Raw genomic sequence first — 15,834 nt, forward strand, 5'->3', positions numbered from 1 at the left:
GTGTGCTGACCGGTCCGGTCAGACCTGCGGCGTGATCACGTTCGGTCCGAGGTACTTGGTGGAGATCCGGTCCGGGCCGAGTTCGGTGCCCCAGGTGGAGGGATCCGTCTTGACCAGGTAGGCGGAGTCGCACGCGAACTCGCCCTTCTCCGCCGGGAACGCCTGCGTGTAGGTGTCGCCGTTCAGCTCGACCAGCAGCCCGCACTCGGAGGGCATGTTCTTGCCCGGGTCGGTTGCGGCGTGCAGTCCGCCTGCATCCCAGTCATGCACCTGGGAGAGCTCGGTGATCATGCACTGCCGGGTCAGGTCGGATCCGCACTCGTCGGCGGCGGTCGCCCACAGCAGGAACGAGGACGCGGCCTGCATGCCGAGCAGCGCGGTCTTGCCGCCCTCCGCCTCAACCAGCTCGACGTACTTGCGCACGGCGGGCGACTCGTCGGCGTTTTCCAGCATCTGGAAGGTCATGCCCGCCTTCAGCCCGTCGAGGATGCCGCTGTCCGCGTTGAACTGCTTGGCCGCGGTGCCATACCAGGTGGCCTCGCCGACGATCTGCGCGTCCAGGCCCACCTGGTCGAGCGCCTTGAAGAAGTTGAACTCGTTCGGGACCGGCGAGCGGGAGGTCCACAGCGCCTCGACGCCGCACTGCTTGTACTTCTCGGCGAACGGAACGTAGCTCGGCTCCCCCTGGTAGTTCAGGGTGACGCCGCAGTCCTTCGGCGTGTAGCCGGCGGCCTCGGCGATCGAGCGGACCTTGCCCAGCGAGGAGATGATCGTCGGCATGGTGGAGCCGACCAGGTCGAGCCCGTCCTTGAGCTCGGGGTTCAGCTCGGCGACCTGGAACAGCCCCGACCCGTTGGCGTAGTCGACCGGGAACGGCACGCCCTGGTAGGTCATCGGGCCGTTCGCGGCGTCCGGGGAGACGGTGAAGCCGGGGACCGCCGCCATGTTGCAGGCGACCCGGGTCTGCTCGGCCGTCTGGTCCATCGCGAAGCCGTGGCCGACCATCATGAACTCGGACCGGCAGGCCTCCTGCATGACCGTATTCGCGTTCGTCATCGCGGCGTCGTAGTCGGTGCCGACGATGGTGCGGCCGTTGATGCCGCCCTGCTCGTTGCACCAGTCGATCATCGCGGAGACGGCGTCGGACATTTCCTTGTTCAGGCCGGGGCTCTGCGCGTAGCCGCGGTCGTCGCCGTACCCGATCTTGATCTCGGTGTCAGTGACACCCTGATCGGTGGCGCCCGAGGCGTCGCCGTCCCCGCACGGGGAGTCGAGGGTCCCGAACTGGGTGTCGGAGTTGGACGCGGCCTGCGCGTCGCCACTTCCGCCCGAGGTCGGGATGCCGACGTCGCCGCCGCGTTCGGTGGCGCAGGCCGACACCAATGCGGCCGACAGGGCGAGAGCCGCGACGAGTTTCGCGGACGTGCGGGGTTTCACGATCGGTGTCTCCGTTCTTGGAACGCGGTCGAGATGCACAAGGCGCAGAAAACGTGTTCTGCGTCACTCGATGCGGGGACGGTAGCCAGGCGCCACCTCCCGCAACCGCCCATTCCCGGTGAGTGGGACCGGACCGTGAGTTCCGCCACATCGCCGCGCTTCGTGTGACCGGGGCCATCGCGCTGCGGTTCCGGATCGGACCCGTCCGCGCCGGTAAACGGGCAGGCAGCGGGGCGCAGCGACTGTGCCGAACGGCACCCGCGAGCAGCCCCTCGTGAACTCGACTTTTACGCCCTCGTAACGGAGGATGAAGGCTTGTGAACGCGGAACTCATCGTTCTTCTCGTCGTGGTCGTCACCGCCCTCGGGTTCGACTTCACCAACGGCTTCCACGACACCGGGAACGCGATGGCCACCTCCATCGCGACCGGGGCACTCCGACCAAAAGTCGCGGTGGCGCTGTCCGCAACCCTGAACCTGGTCGGCGCGTTCCTCTCGGTCGAGGTCGCCGCCACCGTCGCCAAGGGCGTGGTCAATCTCAGCTCGACCGGCGGTGAGGATCTGCTGATCATCGTGTTCGCCGGGCTGGTCGGCGGCATCCTCTGGAACCTGCTGACCTGGCTGTTCGGCATCCCGTCGAGTTCCTCGCACGCACTGTTCGGCGGCCTCATCGGCGCCGCCATCGCCGGCATCGGGGTGAACGGTGTCGAGTGGGCCGGGGTGCTGAGCAAGGTGATCGTGCCCGCCCTGCTTGCCCCGGTCGTCGCCGGCCTGGTCGCGGTGTGCGGCACCTGGCTGATCTACCGGATCACCCACGGGGTGGACGAGGGCACGAAGGAGCGGGGGTTCCGGCTCGGGCAGGTCGGCTCGGCCTCCCTGGTCTCCCTCGCACACGGCACCAACGACGCCCAGAAGACGATGGGCGTGATCTTCCTTGCGCTGGTCGCACACGGCACCATCACCGCCGACACCCCGATGCCGTTCTGGGTCAAGTTCAGCTGCGCGGTCGCGATCGCGCTCGGCACCTACCTCGGCGGCTGGCGGGTGATCCGCACCCTCGGCAAGGGCCTGGTCGAGATCGCCGCCCCGCAGGGCATGGCCGCCGAGGCGTCGTCAGCGGCGATCATCCTGACCTCGAGCCACCTCGGCCTTCCGCTGTCGACGACGCACGTCGCGACCGGATCGATCATGGGCTCGGGCGTCGGCCGCCGGGGTGCAGAGGTCCGCTGGGGGGTCGCGGCCCGGATGGGCGTCGCCTGGCTGATCACCCTGCCGTCCGCCGCCCTCGCCGGCGCCCTCTGCTGGGGCATCGCGCACCTGATCGGCGGGCTGCCCGGCGTGCTCGTCGTGTTCGCGCTGCTGCTCGCGCTGTCCGCGCTGATGTACCTGCGGTCGCGGCGCCAGCCCGTCGACCACAGCAACGTCAACGCCGAGTGGACCGGCAAGCTCGAGCCGGAGGCCGCGCCGGCCCTGCCCGCCACCGCGGACGCCCTCCTCGCCGACCTCGACGCCGCCGTCGTCAAGGACATCCCCGCCCCGCCGACCGCGAAGCCGGCCACCCCGCAGGCCACCCGCGCCGAGCCCGCCGACAACGTGTCGGCCTGACGGACGGAGAACACCGATGGACCTGTTGACGAAGACCGCCGAATCGCTGTGGCAGGTGATCCTGGTCGGCCTGCTGCTCGGCGCAGGGCTGCCCGCGCTGTTCGCGTTCGGACTGCGGCTGCTCGGATCCGGCAACGCCGCGCCGGTCGCCGACGGCGGCGACGCAGCGACGCGCAGACCGCTGATGGTCGCCGCCGCTGCCGTGTGCTTCGCGGTCGTGGTGATCGCGATCGTCACCGGCATCCTGTTCATCATGGCCGACTTCCTCGATCACACCTTCGGCGTCGAACTGTTCTAGCGTCGCTCCTGGCGCCGACCACCCGGTCGGGCCGTCACGTCGAGAGGCAGGGTGTGTGACCACCACGAAAGCAACGTTCCCGCTGTCGGTCGTGAAGTGGCTGCGCGCCGGGTACCCGGAGGGCGTTCCGCCGAAGGACCGGATCCCGCTCGTCGCGCTGCTGTACCGACAGATGTCCAGCGAACAGATCAAGGACGTCGCCGTCGCGCTCGCCGAGGAGGCCGGGCGGGCGCAGGATCCGACGATCACCCGCGCCGAGATCGGTGACCTGATCGAACAGGTCACCGCGACCGAGCCCTCCGCCGAGGACATCACCCGGGTCGCGGCCGTGCTGGTCGCGGCCGGCTGGCCGCTGGCGGATGCCACGTCCGAGGACACCTGACGAAAGGGGGTATCCCGTGAGCCGTCCACCGTTCCTGGCCTCGATCATCGGCTGGCTGCGGGCCGGGTACCCGAACGGTGTGCCCGAGCAGGACTACGTACCGCTGATCGCGCTGCTGCGGCGGCGCCTGTCCGATGACGAGGTACGCACCGTCACCGATGCCCTGCTGCTGCAGGGCCAGGACACCATCGACCGCGTCGACATCGGGGTCCTGATCACGAAGGTCACCGACGAGATGCCGCTCGAGCCCGACATCGCCCGCGTCACCGCGCACCTGACGGCGGGCGGCTGGCCCCTCGAGGGCCCGTCCGAGCGGGCCTAGGGCAGCATGGGGCGGGTGAGTCCCGTCCTGCAGTCCCTGCCCGTCCCGGCCGGATCGGCGGTGCTCGACCTGCTTCCGGTGCTCGATCGGGCGCTCGCAGGCGACGGCCCGGCGCTGCTGCCCGTCCCCGCCGGTGACGACCGCGAAATCGCCCGACTGTCCGACGCGTTGGCTCCGGGGGAGCCGATCGACGACGGCGTCGCGCTGGTGGTGGCGACGTCCGGGAGCACCGGCGTCCCGAAGGGCGCGCAACTGTCGCCAGCGGCGCTGCACGCCAGCGGCGCCGCCACCCATGACCGGCTCGGCGGGCCGGGTGCGTGGCTGTTGACGCTGCCCGCCCATCACATCGCGGGCCTGCAGGTGCTGCTGCGCGGGCTGCTGGCGGGCACCGAGCCGGTGGTCGTCGACGTCTCTCACGGTTTCGACCCCGCGACGCTGCCCGCGGCGGTTGCCGCGCTGCACGGGCCGCGGCGGTACACCTCGCTGGTCCCGACCCAGCTGGTCAAGGCGCTCGGCGACCCCGAGGCGACGGCGGCCCTCGCCGACCTGGACGCCGTCCTGCTCGGCGGCGCCGCGACCCCGGCACCGCTGCTGGCCCGGGCGGAGGCGGCGGGGATCACCGTGGTCCGCACCTACGGGATGAGCGAGACCTGCGGCGGCTGCGTATACGACGGCGCCCCCCTTGACGGGGTGCTGGTGCGGATCGACACCGATGCGCGGGTGCTGCTCGGCGGCCCGATGCTCGCGTCCGGGTATCGGCGCCTGCCGACCCACCCGGCGTTCGCCGAGCCCGGCTGGTTCCGCACCGACGACGCGGGTGTTGTCGTGGACGGGACACTGCGGATCCTCGGCAGGCTCGACGAGGCGATCTCCACCGGCGGGCTCACGATCGTCCCGCAGGTGGTCGAGGCGGCGCTGGCGACCCACCCGGAGGTCGCCGAGGTCGCGGTGTTCGCCCTCCCCGACACCCGCCTGGGGCAGCGGGTCGCGGCGGCGGTCGTCCCGGTCGCGGGCACCGCCCCGACGCCAGAGTCCCTGCGGGAGCATCTGGTTCGCACCCTGGACGGCACCGCGGCGCCCCGCGAGGTGCACCTGCTGGCGGCGCTGCCGCTGCGCGGCCCCGGCAAGGTCGACCGCCGCGCGCTCACCGCCCGGTTCACCCCCAAGGGTTGAACGGGGGTTCATGCGTCGTTTCCGCCCGCGGGCCAGCGCATGAACCCCCGTTCATCGCTTGCGGAGGGCATGCAAGGGCGGTGCAAGGGTCGTGCAAGCGGGGACGCGGACAGTGGCGTCAGCACTCGATCCGAAAGGACACCCCGCATGACACACTCGACTCCCCCCGCCATTGAGGCGGACGGACTCGTCAAGCGCTTCGGCACCCACACGGCCGTGGACGGCGTCAGCCTGACCGTCCCCACCGGCACCGTCTACGGTGTGCTCGGCCCCAACGGCGCGGGCAAGACCACCACCATCCGGATGCTCGCGACGCTGCTGCGACCCGACGCGGGCCGCGCGGCCGTCTTCGGGCACGACGTCACCGCGGCACCGACCGCGGTGCGGTCGCTGATCGGCGTCACCGGGCAGTACGCGTCGGTCGACGAGGACCTGACCGCGACCGAGAACCTGATGATCTTCTCCCGACTCCTCGGGCTGAGCCGCGCGGACGCCAAACGCAAGACCGCCGAACTGCTCGAGGAGTTCGCGCTCACCGACGCCGCGAGCAAGGCGCTCAAGTACTTCTCCGGCGGCATGCGGCGACGCCTCGACCTCGCCGCCAGCCTCATCTCACGCCCGCCGCTGCTGTTCCTCGACGAACCGACCACCGGCCTCGACCCGCGCACCCGCGCCCAGATGTGGGACACCATCCGGCGGCTCGTCGCCGAGGGGTCGACGGTGCTACTGACCACGCAGTACCTCGACGAGGCCGACCAGCTGGCGGATCGGATCGCGGTGATCGACCACGGCCGGGTGATCGCCGACGGGACCGCGGACGAGCTGAAGGCGTCGGTCGGGACGTCGTCGCTGCAGCTGAGCCTGGTCGACCGCGCCGACATCGAGGCCACCCGCGCCCTGCTTGCAGGCGCGTTGGGCGTGGAGGTCGTCGTCAGCCCGGAGGCCGCGCGGCTGACCGCACCGCTCGCCGACACCTCGATCACACCGGAACTGCTGATCCGATTGCGCGACAACGGGATCGGCGTCGACGAGATCACGGTGAGCAAGCCCAGCCTCGACGAGGTCTTCCTCGCCATCACCGGACACGACGCCGACGCCGACGCCGACGCCGACAGGAGCGCAGCATGACGACCACCCTCGCCACTCCGGCCACCACCGCCCCGCCGCTACCCGCCGCCCGCACCGTCGGGCTCCGCGACACCGTCGCCCAGTCCCTGACCATGGCCCACCGCGGCCTGATCAAGGTCAAGCACAACCCCGAGCAGCTGTTCGACGTGGTGGTCCAGCCGATCATCTTCACGGTGATGTTCACCTACATCTTCGGCGGCGCCATCGCCGGCGACATCGCCTCCTACCTGCCGATCATCATCCCCGGCATCCTGGTACAGACGGTGATCACCGCGTCGATCGTCACCGGAACCCAGCTGCGCGAGGACATGGATAAGGGGGTGTTCGACCGCTTCACTTCGCTGCCGATCGCCCGGATCGCACCGCTCGCTGGCGCGCTGCTGTCCGACATGGTGCGGTACGCGATCGCGTCGACCATCACCTTCGCGATGGGCTACGCGATGGGCTTCCGCCCCGGCGGCGGGATCCTCGGTGTCGTTGCCGCGGTGCTGCTGGTGATGGTGTGCGCCTTCGCAATCAGCTGGATCTTCGCGCTGATGGGGGTGCTGATGAGCAAGGCATCGAGCGTGCAGGGCATCTCGATGCTGGTGCTGTTCCCGCTGACGTTCATGTCGAACGCGTTCGTTCCCGCCGACACCATGCCCGGCTGGATGCAGACGTTCGTGTCACTGAACCCGGTCTCGCACATCGTCACCGCGGTCCGCGAGCTGCTGTCCGGCGGCCCGGTCGGGATCGACCTGGTGTGGGCGCTGGTCGGCGCCGCGGTCATCGTCGCGGTCTTCGCTCCGATCACGATGCGCGCCTACATGCGGAACGCCTAGCCGCACTCCGGATCCCGGCTTCGGCGGGACGCTCACCCGCGGGTGCGGAATGCGTCCAGGATCTGTCGCCGGGCCCGGCTCCTCGGCAGGCCCGCCACCGCGGCAAGGGCGGCGTCGACTCGGTCGGCGCCGACCTCCGCGCGGGCCCGCTCCAGGTGCCGGGACACCTGCATCACCGGGAAGTCCTGCCGCGGTGAGACTCTCGTCGACAGTGCCAGCAGCCGCAGCCCGGCGTCCGGGTCGCCGGTCGCGATGTCGAACCCGCCGACCGCACAGGCCACCGCCCCGGTCTGCGGGAGATCCGGGTAGCCCGCCGGACCGAGCTGGGTCAGCACCCGCTCGGTGAAGGCGGCGACGATGTCGGCCACGGCCCCGGCCCGGCCGGCCAGTACATGGGCGTCGACAGCCGCGGACATCACCATCAACCCGAACGGGTCCGGGGTGTCCCCGGCGCCGGGCTCCGGTCCGCCCTCCAACCCCAGCGCCCGCCGGTACCCGCGCAGCCCGGCCTCCACCTCTCCGGCCGCGAGGTCGATCTCGGCGCGGGCCGTCGCGAGCACCGCGGCCCCGCGCCGGTCCTCGAAGCGTCCGGGGGCACCGCTCGCGATCTCGGCCAGGTTCCCGGCCCGCTCCAGTTCGCGGCGGGCCTCGTCGACGCGGCCGAGACCGACCAGGACGGCGGTGAGATAGGTGCGCGAGGCCAGCGCCTCGTCGTACGCGCGCAGCTGCCCCAGCAACTCCACGCCCTCCCGGTAGTACCCGAGGGCCTCCTCGTAGTTCGCGGCCTGCGCCGCGAGACTGCCGAGATGTTGACACACCATCGACAGCGTCCAGACCTGACCGGACTCCCTGGCGAGCGCCAACGCGGCCAGCGCGTCGACCCGCGACCCGTGCAGGTCCCCGTTGTTCTCTCGCAGGTTCGCGCGGGACATCAGGGCAGCACTGCGGGCGGCAGGATCGGGATGCCGGACACCCTCCGCGAGGATCCGCGCCGCCCCCGCACCTCCCGCGGGCAGGGTGAGCAGTGCCGCACTCAACACCAGGACTGGGTCGAGATCGGTTCGGGTCCGGACGATCTCACGCAGCCGTACCCGGGTCGTTGCCAGCATCCGTACCGACCCGGAGAAGGCCGCGGTCCCGGCAACGAGGACGTGGCACAGCGCCAGACTGTTCCCCGGGACCCCCGCCAGCCGGCCGTCGCGGGGGTCGACGGCGAGGATCCGGGGAGCCCAGGCCAGCACCTCGGACTGCGAACCGCGCAGCGACCACAGCATCCCGAGGACGGATAACACCCCGACGACGACATCGTTCGCGTCGACCTCCGCGGCCCGCCGGAGGACGGCGAGCAGGTTGTCGTGTTCCGCCTCGACCATGGCGGTCACCGCGATCTCGTCGCCATCGAGGAAACCACGCATTGCGGCGGAACAGAATTCGCGCGCCCACCCGAAGGTGCGCGCCTCCACCTCGTCGACCTCCCCTGCCTCCGCGAGCCGTTCCTCGCCGAACTCCCGCACGGTCTCGAGCATGTGGTAGCGCAGGCCTGCCCGGTCGGTTCCCTCGACCACCGTCAGCATCGACTGACCGACCAGGCCCTCCACCGCGTCCGCCGCGTCGGTCACCGCACCCCACTGCGCGACCAGCATTGCGGCCTCGCCCGTGACGCCGCCGGGGAACCGGCACAGGCGGCGCAGCGCCGCCTGCTGCCCGGACCCGAGCAGATTCCAGCTCCAGTCGATCACGGCGCGCAGCGTGCGGTGCCGTTCCGGCGACGTCCGATCCCCGGACCGCAGCAGCGTGAACCTGTCGGTGAGCCGGGTGTTGATCTCCGCCACGCTCATCGTCCGGACCCGGGCGGCCGCCAATTCGATGGCCAGTGGGAGTCCGTCGAGGGTGCGGCACAGTCGCGCCACCTCCCGCGGGTCCAGCCGTACCGACGGTCGCACGGCCCGCGCCCGGGTCCGGAACAGTTCCGTTGCCGGGGAACCGCTCTCGTCAACCTCAAGCGGCGCAAGCGGATACACCACCTCGGCGTTGATCGCCAGCGGCGCACGGCTGGTGGCCAACACCGTCACCCGGTCACTTACCGCGACGAGGTCCGCCACCACCGCTGCGACGTCGTCGATCAGGTGCTCGCAATTGTCCAGAATTAGCAGCGACGGCCGCGCGGACAGCGCGTCCCGCAGCCGATTCCGCGCGTCGTGGATCCGGGCGCGGGTCAGGCCGGCACCCGGCGTCAGCTCGATCTCGCTGAGCCCCAGGGTCGCGCTGATCGCGCCGATCACGTCGGCGCCGCTGCGCAGCGGCGCCAGTTCGACGAGTGCGACCGGGAGGTCGGCGGCGGCGCGCAGTCCGATCGCGTGCGCGAGCCGGGTCTTCCCGGTGCCGCCGGGACCGAGCAGGGTGACCACCCGGGCCGCGGCAAGCAGGTCGTCGACCGCATCCAGGTCCGCATCGCGGCCGAGCAGCGCGTTCGGCGCCGCCCGCAGCCCGACGGCGGAGGGAACCGGCTCGGCCGCCCCCGGCAGCGGTTCGGCTACCGCGGGCACCGCCGATCCGGCGGCCCTGGCCTGCCCGCCGAACGTCGGCGCGGCCCCGGTCAGCACCGCGGCGTTGAGCTCCACCAGCCGGGGCGACGGGTCGGTACCGAGCCGGTCGGCGAGCCGTTCCCGCAACCCGGCGAAGACGTCCAGCGCCTCGTTCGCCAGACCCAGTCCGGCGAGCACCAGCATCAACTGCCCGTGCGCCTGCTCGTCCAGGGGCGACCGGTCCGCTGCTGCTCGCGCCAGCGGCAGCGCCTGCCGCAGGTCACCGGCGGTGACCAGCGCGGCGAGCAGGGCCGCGTCCAACGCCGCCCTGCGCTGCGCCGCCTCCTCGACGAGCTCGCGGGCGGGCGCACCGGCCGGCAGGTCCGCACCGGGCTCGCCGCGCCACAACGCCTGCGCGGCCCGGACGGACTCCGCAGCAGCGCGCGGGTCGCCGTCGGCGAGGTGCTGCTGTGCCGCCTGCTCGAGGACACGCGCGAGGGTCAGGTCCACCTGCGTCCGGGTCAGCACCAGCCGGTAGCCGTGGGCGGTGCTCTCCACCGCACCGTCGGGCAGCGCGGACCGCAACCGCGAGATCTGGGTGTGCAGCGCATTCGTCGGGGACCGCGGCGGGTCATCCCCCCACACGTCCTCGATCAGGGCGGATGCGCCCCGCACCCGCCCCGGTGTGCGCGCCAACGCGACCAACAGGGTGCGGGCCCGGGGGCCCGGCAGCGGGACCAGGGATCCGTCGCGTCGCGTCGACACCGCACCGAGCAGGGCCACCACCAGATCGGTGGACACGTCCGGGCCGGGGTCGTTCACAGGGGGGTGCACCGGCGCCCATGCTAGCCACCCCGACGGGTCCGGGACCGGATGGTGACAGGATCGCAGGCATGGCTTCTGTTTCCGAATGGATCTCCGGCGCCCGACCGCGCACCCTGCCGAACGCGATCGCCCCAGTGCTCGCGGGCACCGGCGCGGCGGCGTCGATCGGCGGCGCCGTGTGGTGGAAGGCGTTGCTGGCGCTGCTGGTGTCGATGGCCCTGATCGTCGGCGTCAACTTCGCCAACGACTACTCCGACGGGATCCGGGGAACCGACGACGAGCGGGTCGGCCCGCTCCGTTTGGTCGGGTCGAGGCTCGCGTCGCCCGCCGCGGTCAAGGGTGCGGCGTTCGCCTGCTTTGGGGTCGCCGCCGTCGCGGGCGTCGTGCTGGCGCTGGTGTCGGCGTGGTGGCTGATCCTGGTCGGCGCGGCCTGCATCGTCGGCGCCTGGTATTACACCGGCGGGTCGAAGCCGTACGGGTACAGCGGGTTCGGCGAGATCGCGGTGTTCGTGTTCTTCGGGCTGGTCGCCGTCCTCGGCACTCAGTTCGTGCAGGCAGGCCGCGTCGACTGGGCCGGGACGGTGACCGCGGTCGCGGTCGGCTCGTTCTCGTCCGCGGTGTTGGTCGCGAACAACCTGCGCGACATCCCCACCGACACCGAGTCCGGCAAGCACACCCTCGCGGTGCGGCTCGGCGACGCCCGGACCCGCACCCTGCACCTGGCGCTGCTCGCGGTGCCGTTCGTGGTGACGCTAGCTCTCGTCGCGCGCACCCCGCTGGCCCTGCTCGGCCTGCTGGCGCTGCCGTTGGCGGTGAAGGCGAACGCCCCGGTCCGGTCCGGCGGCCAGGGCCTCGCCCTGATCCCGGCGCTCGCCGGAACCGGGGCCGCGATGCTCGTCTGGGGTGCGGCGACCGGCCTCGCGTTGTGGCTCGGCTGACGCTCGCGCGCGCCGACGGCGGGTCGGCTCAGCGCTTGCCGCCGGGAACCACGGCGGTGAGCACGAAGTTGACCACCGAGATGATCAGCGCACCCCACACCGCGGTCCAGAACCCGTCGACGGAGATGCCCAGCGAGGTCGATTCGGTGATCCAGGCCGTCAGCAGCAGCATCAGCGCGTTGATCACCAGCGTGAACAGCCCGAGCGTGAGGATCAGCAGCGGCAGGGACAGCAGCTGCACGATCGGCTTGACGAACGCGTTCACTACGGTGAACACCAGCGCGATGAACGCGATCACGACGACCTGACTGACGTCGTCCTTGGTGGCGATGTCGATGCCGGACACCCATTCCGACGCCAGCCAGATCGCAATCGCGTTGATCACCAGACGCACCAAGAAACTCATGCGCCCATGCTGACACACGAGAGGCTCCGGACGGGACCGATGATCCGACTCGCCATCGCCGCCGACCTGTCCGCGCTGCCGGCCATCGAGGTCGCCGCCGGGCACCCGTTTCGCGCGCTCGGGATGACGGCCGTCGCCGACGACGCGCCGCCGACGATCGCTGGACTCGAGCGGTATCGGCGCGCGGGCCGGCTGTGGGTCGCCACCGCCGCCTCCCCAGCATCGAGTGAACGGAAGCGTTCAGTCGATGAGATCGACCGAATGGTCCATTCGCTCGCCCGGTCGCAGGTCGGCCGGTCCGACGGCACCGCCGTGGGCTACGCGTGCGCCGAGGTCGTCGACGGCGGCGCGCATCTCGAGCAGGTGTCGGTGGATCCGCGCTGGTCGGGCCGTCGCCTCGGCGCGGCACTGATCGAGGCGGTCGCCGCGTGGGCGGTCGACCGGGGCGACCGGCGGCTGACGCTGACCACGTTCGTCGACGTTCCGTGGAACGCGCCGTACTACCGGCGTCTCGGTTTCGAGCCGATCCCGGACTCCGACCTTGGCCCGCAGTTGCGGGCGGTCCGGGCCGCCGAGGCCGCGCACGGCCTCGACGCCTGGCCCCGGATCGCGATGCAGCGTCCCCTGAACCCCAGCCACCTGACCCGCACCCCCTGAACCATTGAATGGGGGTTCATGTGTCATCCGCCACCCGGAAGTGACGCATGAACACCCATTCAACGAATGGGTGCGTCCACGAGGTGCTGGCCGTCGGTCGGGGTCGTCGCGGCAGGCACCGCGGCCGCCGCGCAGCTGATCAGCAGGTGACGGCGCCGAGGTCCCGGACGGTTCAGGCGCCGAACTTCGGCGTGATGTGCGCGACGACCGCATGGATGGTGCCGTCCGGAATCTCGAACGTCTCGACGATCTCGACGGTCATCAACGTTGCGCCCGCGATCCCGGCGTCGAGCAGGTAGCGGGTCGACACCACGTCCCCCTGCTCACTGAGTTCCAGGTCGCGGATGCCCTGGATCACGCGGTACTGCGGGCCGTGGGTGAGGTCCCACGCCATCTGCGCACCGGTGAAGCCGGTCTTCAGGCCCGCCTCGACCCGGGTGGCGCCCGGCGCGAACGCCACGTCCGATGCGTCGTGGGAGAGCAACGCATCGATGTAGGCGCGGGCGACGGCCTCCCGCTCGCTGTCGACGCGACCCGGATCAGCCGAGACGGCGGGACCGGCGGCAGCGGTGCCCGCGGTCGCGATCACGGCGGAGACGGCGACAGCGGCCCCGATGGCGGACAGGGCGAGGACTCGACGGGAGGTGCGCATACCCGGCAGCGTAGCGAGAACACGTTCCAGTGGTGATCACTATGTGGCCACCATCGGCCGATTTCGCGGCCGCCCCCCACCGGGGTGCGTGACGATGGACGGGCAGGACACGTTCCGGGGCCGACCCGGCCTCGAGGGATTCGACCCAGACGCACGAGCACCTCGACTCGAACGGATCACCGCCATGCGCACCCTTCCCCGCCTCGCCGCGACCGCCGCCCTGACCTCGATCGCGGCGTTCGGCCTCACCGCGCCTGCTGGCGCGACGCCGCCGCAGGGCGTCACCGCGGACACCCTCGCCGAACTCGAGCTCGCGCCGTCCCTGCTGCCGCCGCCACCGCCCGGACACGCCGCCGTGCCGGACGAGACCGAGGGGACGCTGCGCCGGCTCGTCATCGCGCCGGGCGGCAGCACCGGCTGGCACCGCCACGGCGGCCATGTCCAGGGCCTCGTCGTGTCGGGCACCCTGACGCGGGTGCTGCCCGACTGCTCGCGGGTCACCTCGCCCGCGGGAGCGTGGGTCACCGAGGACCCGGGCGGCGACCATGTCGGGCTCAATCTCGGCCCCGACCCCGTCGTTCTCCTCGTCACCTACCTGCTGCCGGACGACGTCCCGTTCGCCGAGGATGCCCCGGCACGCTGCCCGGCTTGACCTCAAGTTCACTTTAGGTTCTACGGTCGGCTGCACACCGGGCATGTCAGAGCCTGCCCGTAGCGTTGCACCGACCAGACGAATCGAGGGGGACGGCAGTGAACAGCACGGTCAGGAATGGAGCCCGGTCATGAGCATGGAATCGGTCGCCTGGAACTCGATGTACCGGATGATGCACGCCCAGGACGACCGGCGTCCGTTCTCGATGGCCACGGTCCGGCGGATCCTCGGCTTCGCGACACCGCACCGCCGCAAGATCACGCTGTTTCTGCTGGTCAGCGTCGCGACCGCGGCGCTCGCGGTCGCGACGCCGGTACTCGCGGGCCGGGTCGTCGACGCCATCGTCAAGGGCACCGACGCCAGCGTCGTGGTGTGGCTGGCGATCGCGATCGCGGTCATCGCCCTGCTCGAGGCCGCGCTCGGGCTGTACAACCGCTACCTGTCGTCGAGCATCGGCGAGGGCCTGATCCTGGACCTGCGCACCGCGGTGTTCGACCACGTGCAGAAGATGCCGATCGCGTTCTTCACCCGCACCCGGACCGGCGCCCTGGTCAGCAGGCTCAACAACGACGTGATCGGGGCCCAGCGCGCGTTCAGCGACACCCTGTCCGGGGTTGTTGCGAACCTGGTGACGCTCATCCTGACATTGGTGGTCATGCTGGGTATCTCCTGGCAGATCACCGTGCTGGCGCTGCTGCTGCTGCCGGTGTTCGTGCTGCCTGCTCGCCGGATCGGCGCGAAGATGGCTGTCCTGCAGCGCGAGGCGGCGGACCACAACGCGACCATGAGCACGCAGATGACCGAACGGTTCTCGGCACCCGGCGCGACCCTGGTCAAACTGTTCGGCAGGCCCCAGGAGGAGTCCGCGGAGTTCGAGGTCCGGGCGCACCGGGTCCGCGACATCGGGGTGCGCACCGCGATGACGCAGGCCGCGTTCGTCACCTCCCTGACGCTGGTGTCGGCGCTGGCGCTGGCCCTGGTGTACGGACTGGGCGGCTGGTACGCGCTGACCGGACGCCTCGAGGCGGGCTCCGTTGTCGCCCTTGCGCTGCTACTGACCCGGCTGTACGCGCCGCTGACCGCGCTCGCGTCCGCGAGGGTCGAGGTGATGAGCGCGCTCGTCAGCTTCGAGCGGGTCTTCGAGGTCCTGGACCTGCCGCCGCTGATCGCCGAACCCGCGCGCCCGACACCGATGCCGGACGGGCCGGTGTCGGTCGAGTTCGAACAGGTCCGGTTCGCGTACCCGGCAGCGGACAAGGTGTCGCTCGCCTCGCTCGAGGAGGTCGCGACCCTCGATACCCGGGGCGGCGTCGAGGTCCTGCACGAGATCTCGTTCCGCGCCGAGCCGGGCCAGATGGTCGCGCTGGTCGGTTCCTCCGGGGCGGGCAAGTCGACGATCGCGCAGCTGGTGCCGCGGCTCTACGACACCGATGCAGGCGCGGTCCGGGTCGGCGGCGTCGACGTGCGGGAGTTGTCCGCCGAGGCGATCCGCGGGACCGTCGGCATGGTCACCCAGGACGGGCATCTGTTCCACGATTCGATTCGCGCGAACCTGATGCTGGCCAGGCCTGGTGCGACCGAGGACGAGATGTGGGCGGTCCTTGACCGGGCCCGGCTCACCGACCTGATCCGGTCGCTGCCCGACGGCCTCGACACCGTGGTCGGCGAGCGCGGCTATCGGCTCTCCGGCGGCGAGCGGCAGCGGTTGACCATCGCCCGCCTGCTGCTGGCGCATCCGCGGGTGGTGATCCTGGACGAGGCGACCGCGCACCTGGACTCGACGTCCGAGGCCGCGGTGCAGGCCGCGCTCGGCGAGGCGTTGATCGGCCGGACGTCGGTGGTGATCGCGCACCGGCTGTCGACGATCCGGGCGGCGGACCAGATCCTGGTGATCGAGGACGGGCGGGTCGTGGAGAGCGGAACCCACGTCGAACTCCTCGCCGCGGGCGGCCGGTACGAGGACCTCTACCGCACCCAGTTCGCCGACACCGATGAGCACGCGCCAGCGCGCTGA

Annotated in this window: 15 protein-coding genes; 11 read left to right on the plus strand and 4 right to left on the minus strand. The window is 71.4% G+C overall.

Features of this window, described 5'->3' with window-relative positions:
* Window positions 1-18 precede the first annotated feature (18 nt).
* Window positions 19-1,437, minus strand: a complete 1,419-nt coding sequence (locus ACFWQG_RS13945) for an ABC transporter substrate-binding protein (RefSeq protein ID WP_378508212.1) — start codon at window positions 1,435-1,437, stop codon at window positions 19-21.
* A 317-nt stretch (window positions 1,438-1,754) separates the two neighbouring features.
* Here ACFWQG_RS13945 and ACFWQG_RS13950 point away from each other — a divergent pair, with 317 nt between their 5' ends.
* The 7 genes from ACFWQG_RS13950 to ACFWQG_RS13980 all read left to right on the plus strand — a co-directional run bounded on the left by ACFWQG_RS13950 (window position 1,755) and on the right by ACFWQG_RS13980 (window position 7,165).
* Window positions 1,755-3,041: an anion permease gene (locus ACFWQG_RS13950; RefSeq protein ID WP_378508213.1), complete on the plus strand. Its 1,287-nt coding sequence runs from the start codon at window positions 1,755-1,757 to the stop codon at window positions 3,039-3,041.
* Between the two features lie 16 nt (window positions 3,042-3,057).
* Entirely contained in the window at window positions 3,058-3,339 is a 282-nt protein-coding gene (locus tag ACFWQG_RS13955; protein WP_378508214.1) for a hypothetical protein, read from the plus strand.
* 55 nt (window positions 3,340-3,394) lie between these two features.
* Window positions 3,395-3,721: a DUF3349 domain-containing protein gene (locus tag ACFWQG_RS13960; RefSeq protein WP_378508215.1), complete on the plus strand. Its 327-nt coding sequence runs from the start codon at window positions 3,395-3,397 to the stop codon at window positions 3,719-3,721.
* Window positions 3,722-3,737: 16 nt separating this feature from the next.
* The gene (locus ACFWQG_RS13965) at window positions 3,738-4,043 is read left to right on the plus strand and encodes a DUF3349 domain-containing protein (protein ID WP_378508216.1); all 306 of its coding nucleotides are present in this window, start codon (window positions 3,738-3,740) and stop codon (window positions 4,041-4,043) included.
* A 15-nt stretch (window positions 4,044-4,058) separates the two neighbouring features.
* Complete coding sequence (gene menE, locus ACFWQG_RS13970; RefSeq protein ID WP_378508217.1) at window positions 4,059-5,216, plus strand: o-succinylbenzoate--CoA ligase; 1,158 nt, start codon at window positions 4,059-4,061, stop codon at window positions 5,214-5,216.
* A 147-nt stretch (window positions 5,217-5,363) separates the two neighbouring features.
* A complete protein-coding gene (locus tag ACFWQG_RS13975) occupies window positions 5,364-6,344 on the plus strand; it encodes an ATP-binding cassette domain-containing protein (protein WP_378508218.1) in 981 nt (326 codons plus the stop codon).
* Window positions 6,341-7,165: an ABC transporter permease gene (locus tag ACFWQG_RS13980; protein WP_378508219.1), complete on the plus strand. Its 825-nt coding sequence runs from the start codon at window positions 6,341-6,343 to the stop codon at window positions 7,163-7,165. The genes ACFWQG_RS13975 and ACFWQG_RS13980 overlap by 4 nt, the downstream gene beginning before the upstream one ends.
* Before the next feature lie 32 nt (window positions 7,166-7,197).
* Here ACFWQG_RS13980 and ACFWQG_RS13985 read toward each other — a convergent pair whose 3' ends face one another.
* A complete protein-coding gene (locus ACFWQG_RS13985) occupies window positions 7,198-10,524 on the minus strand; it encodes a BTAD domain-containing putative transcriptional regulator (RefSeq protein ID WP_378508220.1) in 3,327 nt (1,108 codons plus the stop codon).
* A 59-nt stretch (window positions 10,525-10,583) separates the two neighbouring features.
* Here ACFWQG_RS13985 and ACFWQG_RS13990 point away from each other — a divergent pair, with 59 nt between their 5' ends.
* A complete protein-coding gene (locus tag ACFWQG_RS13990; RefSeq protein WP_378508221.1) occupies window positions 10,584-11,453 on the plus strand; it encodes a 1,4-dihydroxy-2-naphthoate polyprenyltransferase in 870 nt (289 codons plus the stop codon).
* Window positions 11,454-11,481: 28 nt separating this feature from the next.
* Here ACFWQG_RS13990 and ACFWQG_RS13995 read toward each other — a convergent pair whose 3' ends face one another.
* On the minus strand, window positions 11,482-11,859 hold the full coding sequence (locus ACFWQG_RS13995) for a phage holin family protein (RefSeq protein ID WP_378508222.1): 378 nt from the start codon (window positions 11,857-11,859) through the stop codon (window positions 11,482-11,484).
* A 39-nt stretch (window positions 11,860-11,898) separates the two neighbouring features.
* Here ACFWQG_RS13995 and ACFWQG_RS14000 point away from each other — a divergent pair, with 39 nt between their 5' ends.
* Window positions 11,899-12,516: a GNAT family N-acetyltransferase gene (locus ACFWQG_RS14000; protein WP_378508223.1), complete on the plus strand. Its 618-nt coding sequence runs from the start codon at window positions 11,899-11,901 to the stop codon at window positions 12,514-12,516.
* A gap of 172 nt (window positions 12,517-12,688) precedes the next feature.
* Here the strand turns inward: ACFWQG_RS14000 and ACFWQG_RS14005 are convergent, their stop codons facing one another.
* A complete protein-coding gene (locus tag ACFWQG_RS14005; RefSeq protein WP_378508224.1) occupies window positions 12,689-13,168 on the minus strand; it encodes a hypothetical protein in 480 nt (159 codons plus the stop codon).
* Between the two features lie 184 nt (window positions 13,169-13,352).
* Between ACFWQG_RS14005 and ACFWQG_RS14010 the strand changes: the two genes are divergently transcribed.
* Complete coding sequence (locus ACFWQG_RS14010) at window positions 13,353-13,820, plus strand: cupin domain-containing protein (RefSeq protein ID WP_378508225.1); 468 nt, start codon at window positions 13,353-13,355, stop codon at window positions 13,818-13,820.
* 130 nt (window positions 13,821-13,950) lie between these two features.
* On the plus strand, window positions 13,951-15,834 hold the full coding sequence (locus ACFWQG_RS14015; RefSeq protein ID WP_378508226.1) for an ABC transporter ATP-binding protein: 1,884 nt from the start codon (window positions 13,951-13,953) through the stop codon (window positions 15,832-15,834).

The sequence above is a fragment of the Rhodococcus sp. NPDC058532 genome (assembly GCF_042719255.1).
Classification (GTDB): domain Bacteria; phylum Actinomycetota; class Actinomycetes; order Mycobacteriales; family Mycobacteriaceae; genus Rhodococcus_G.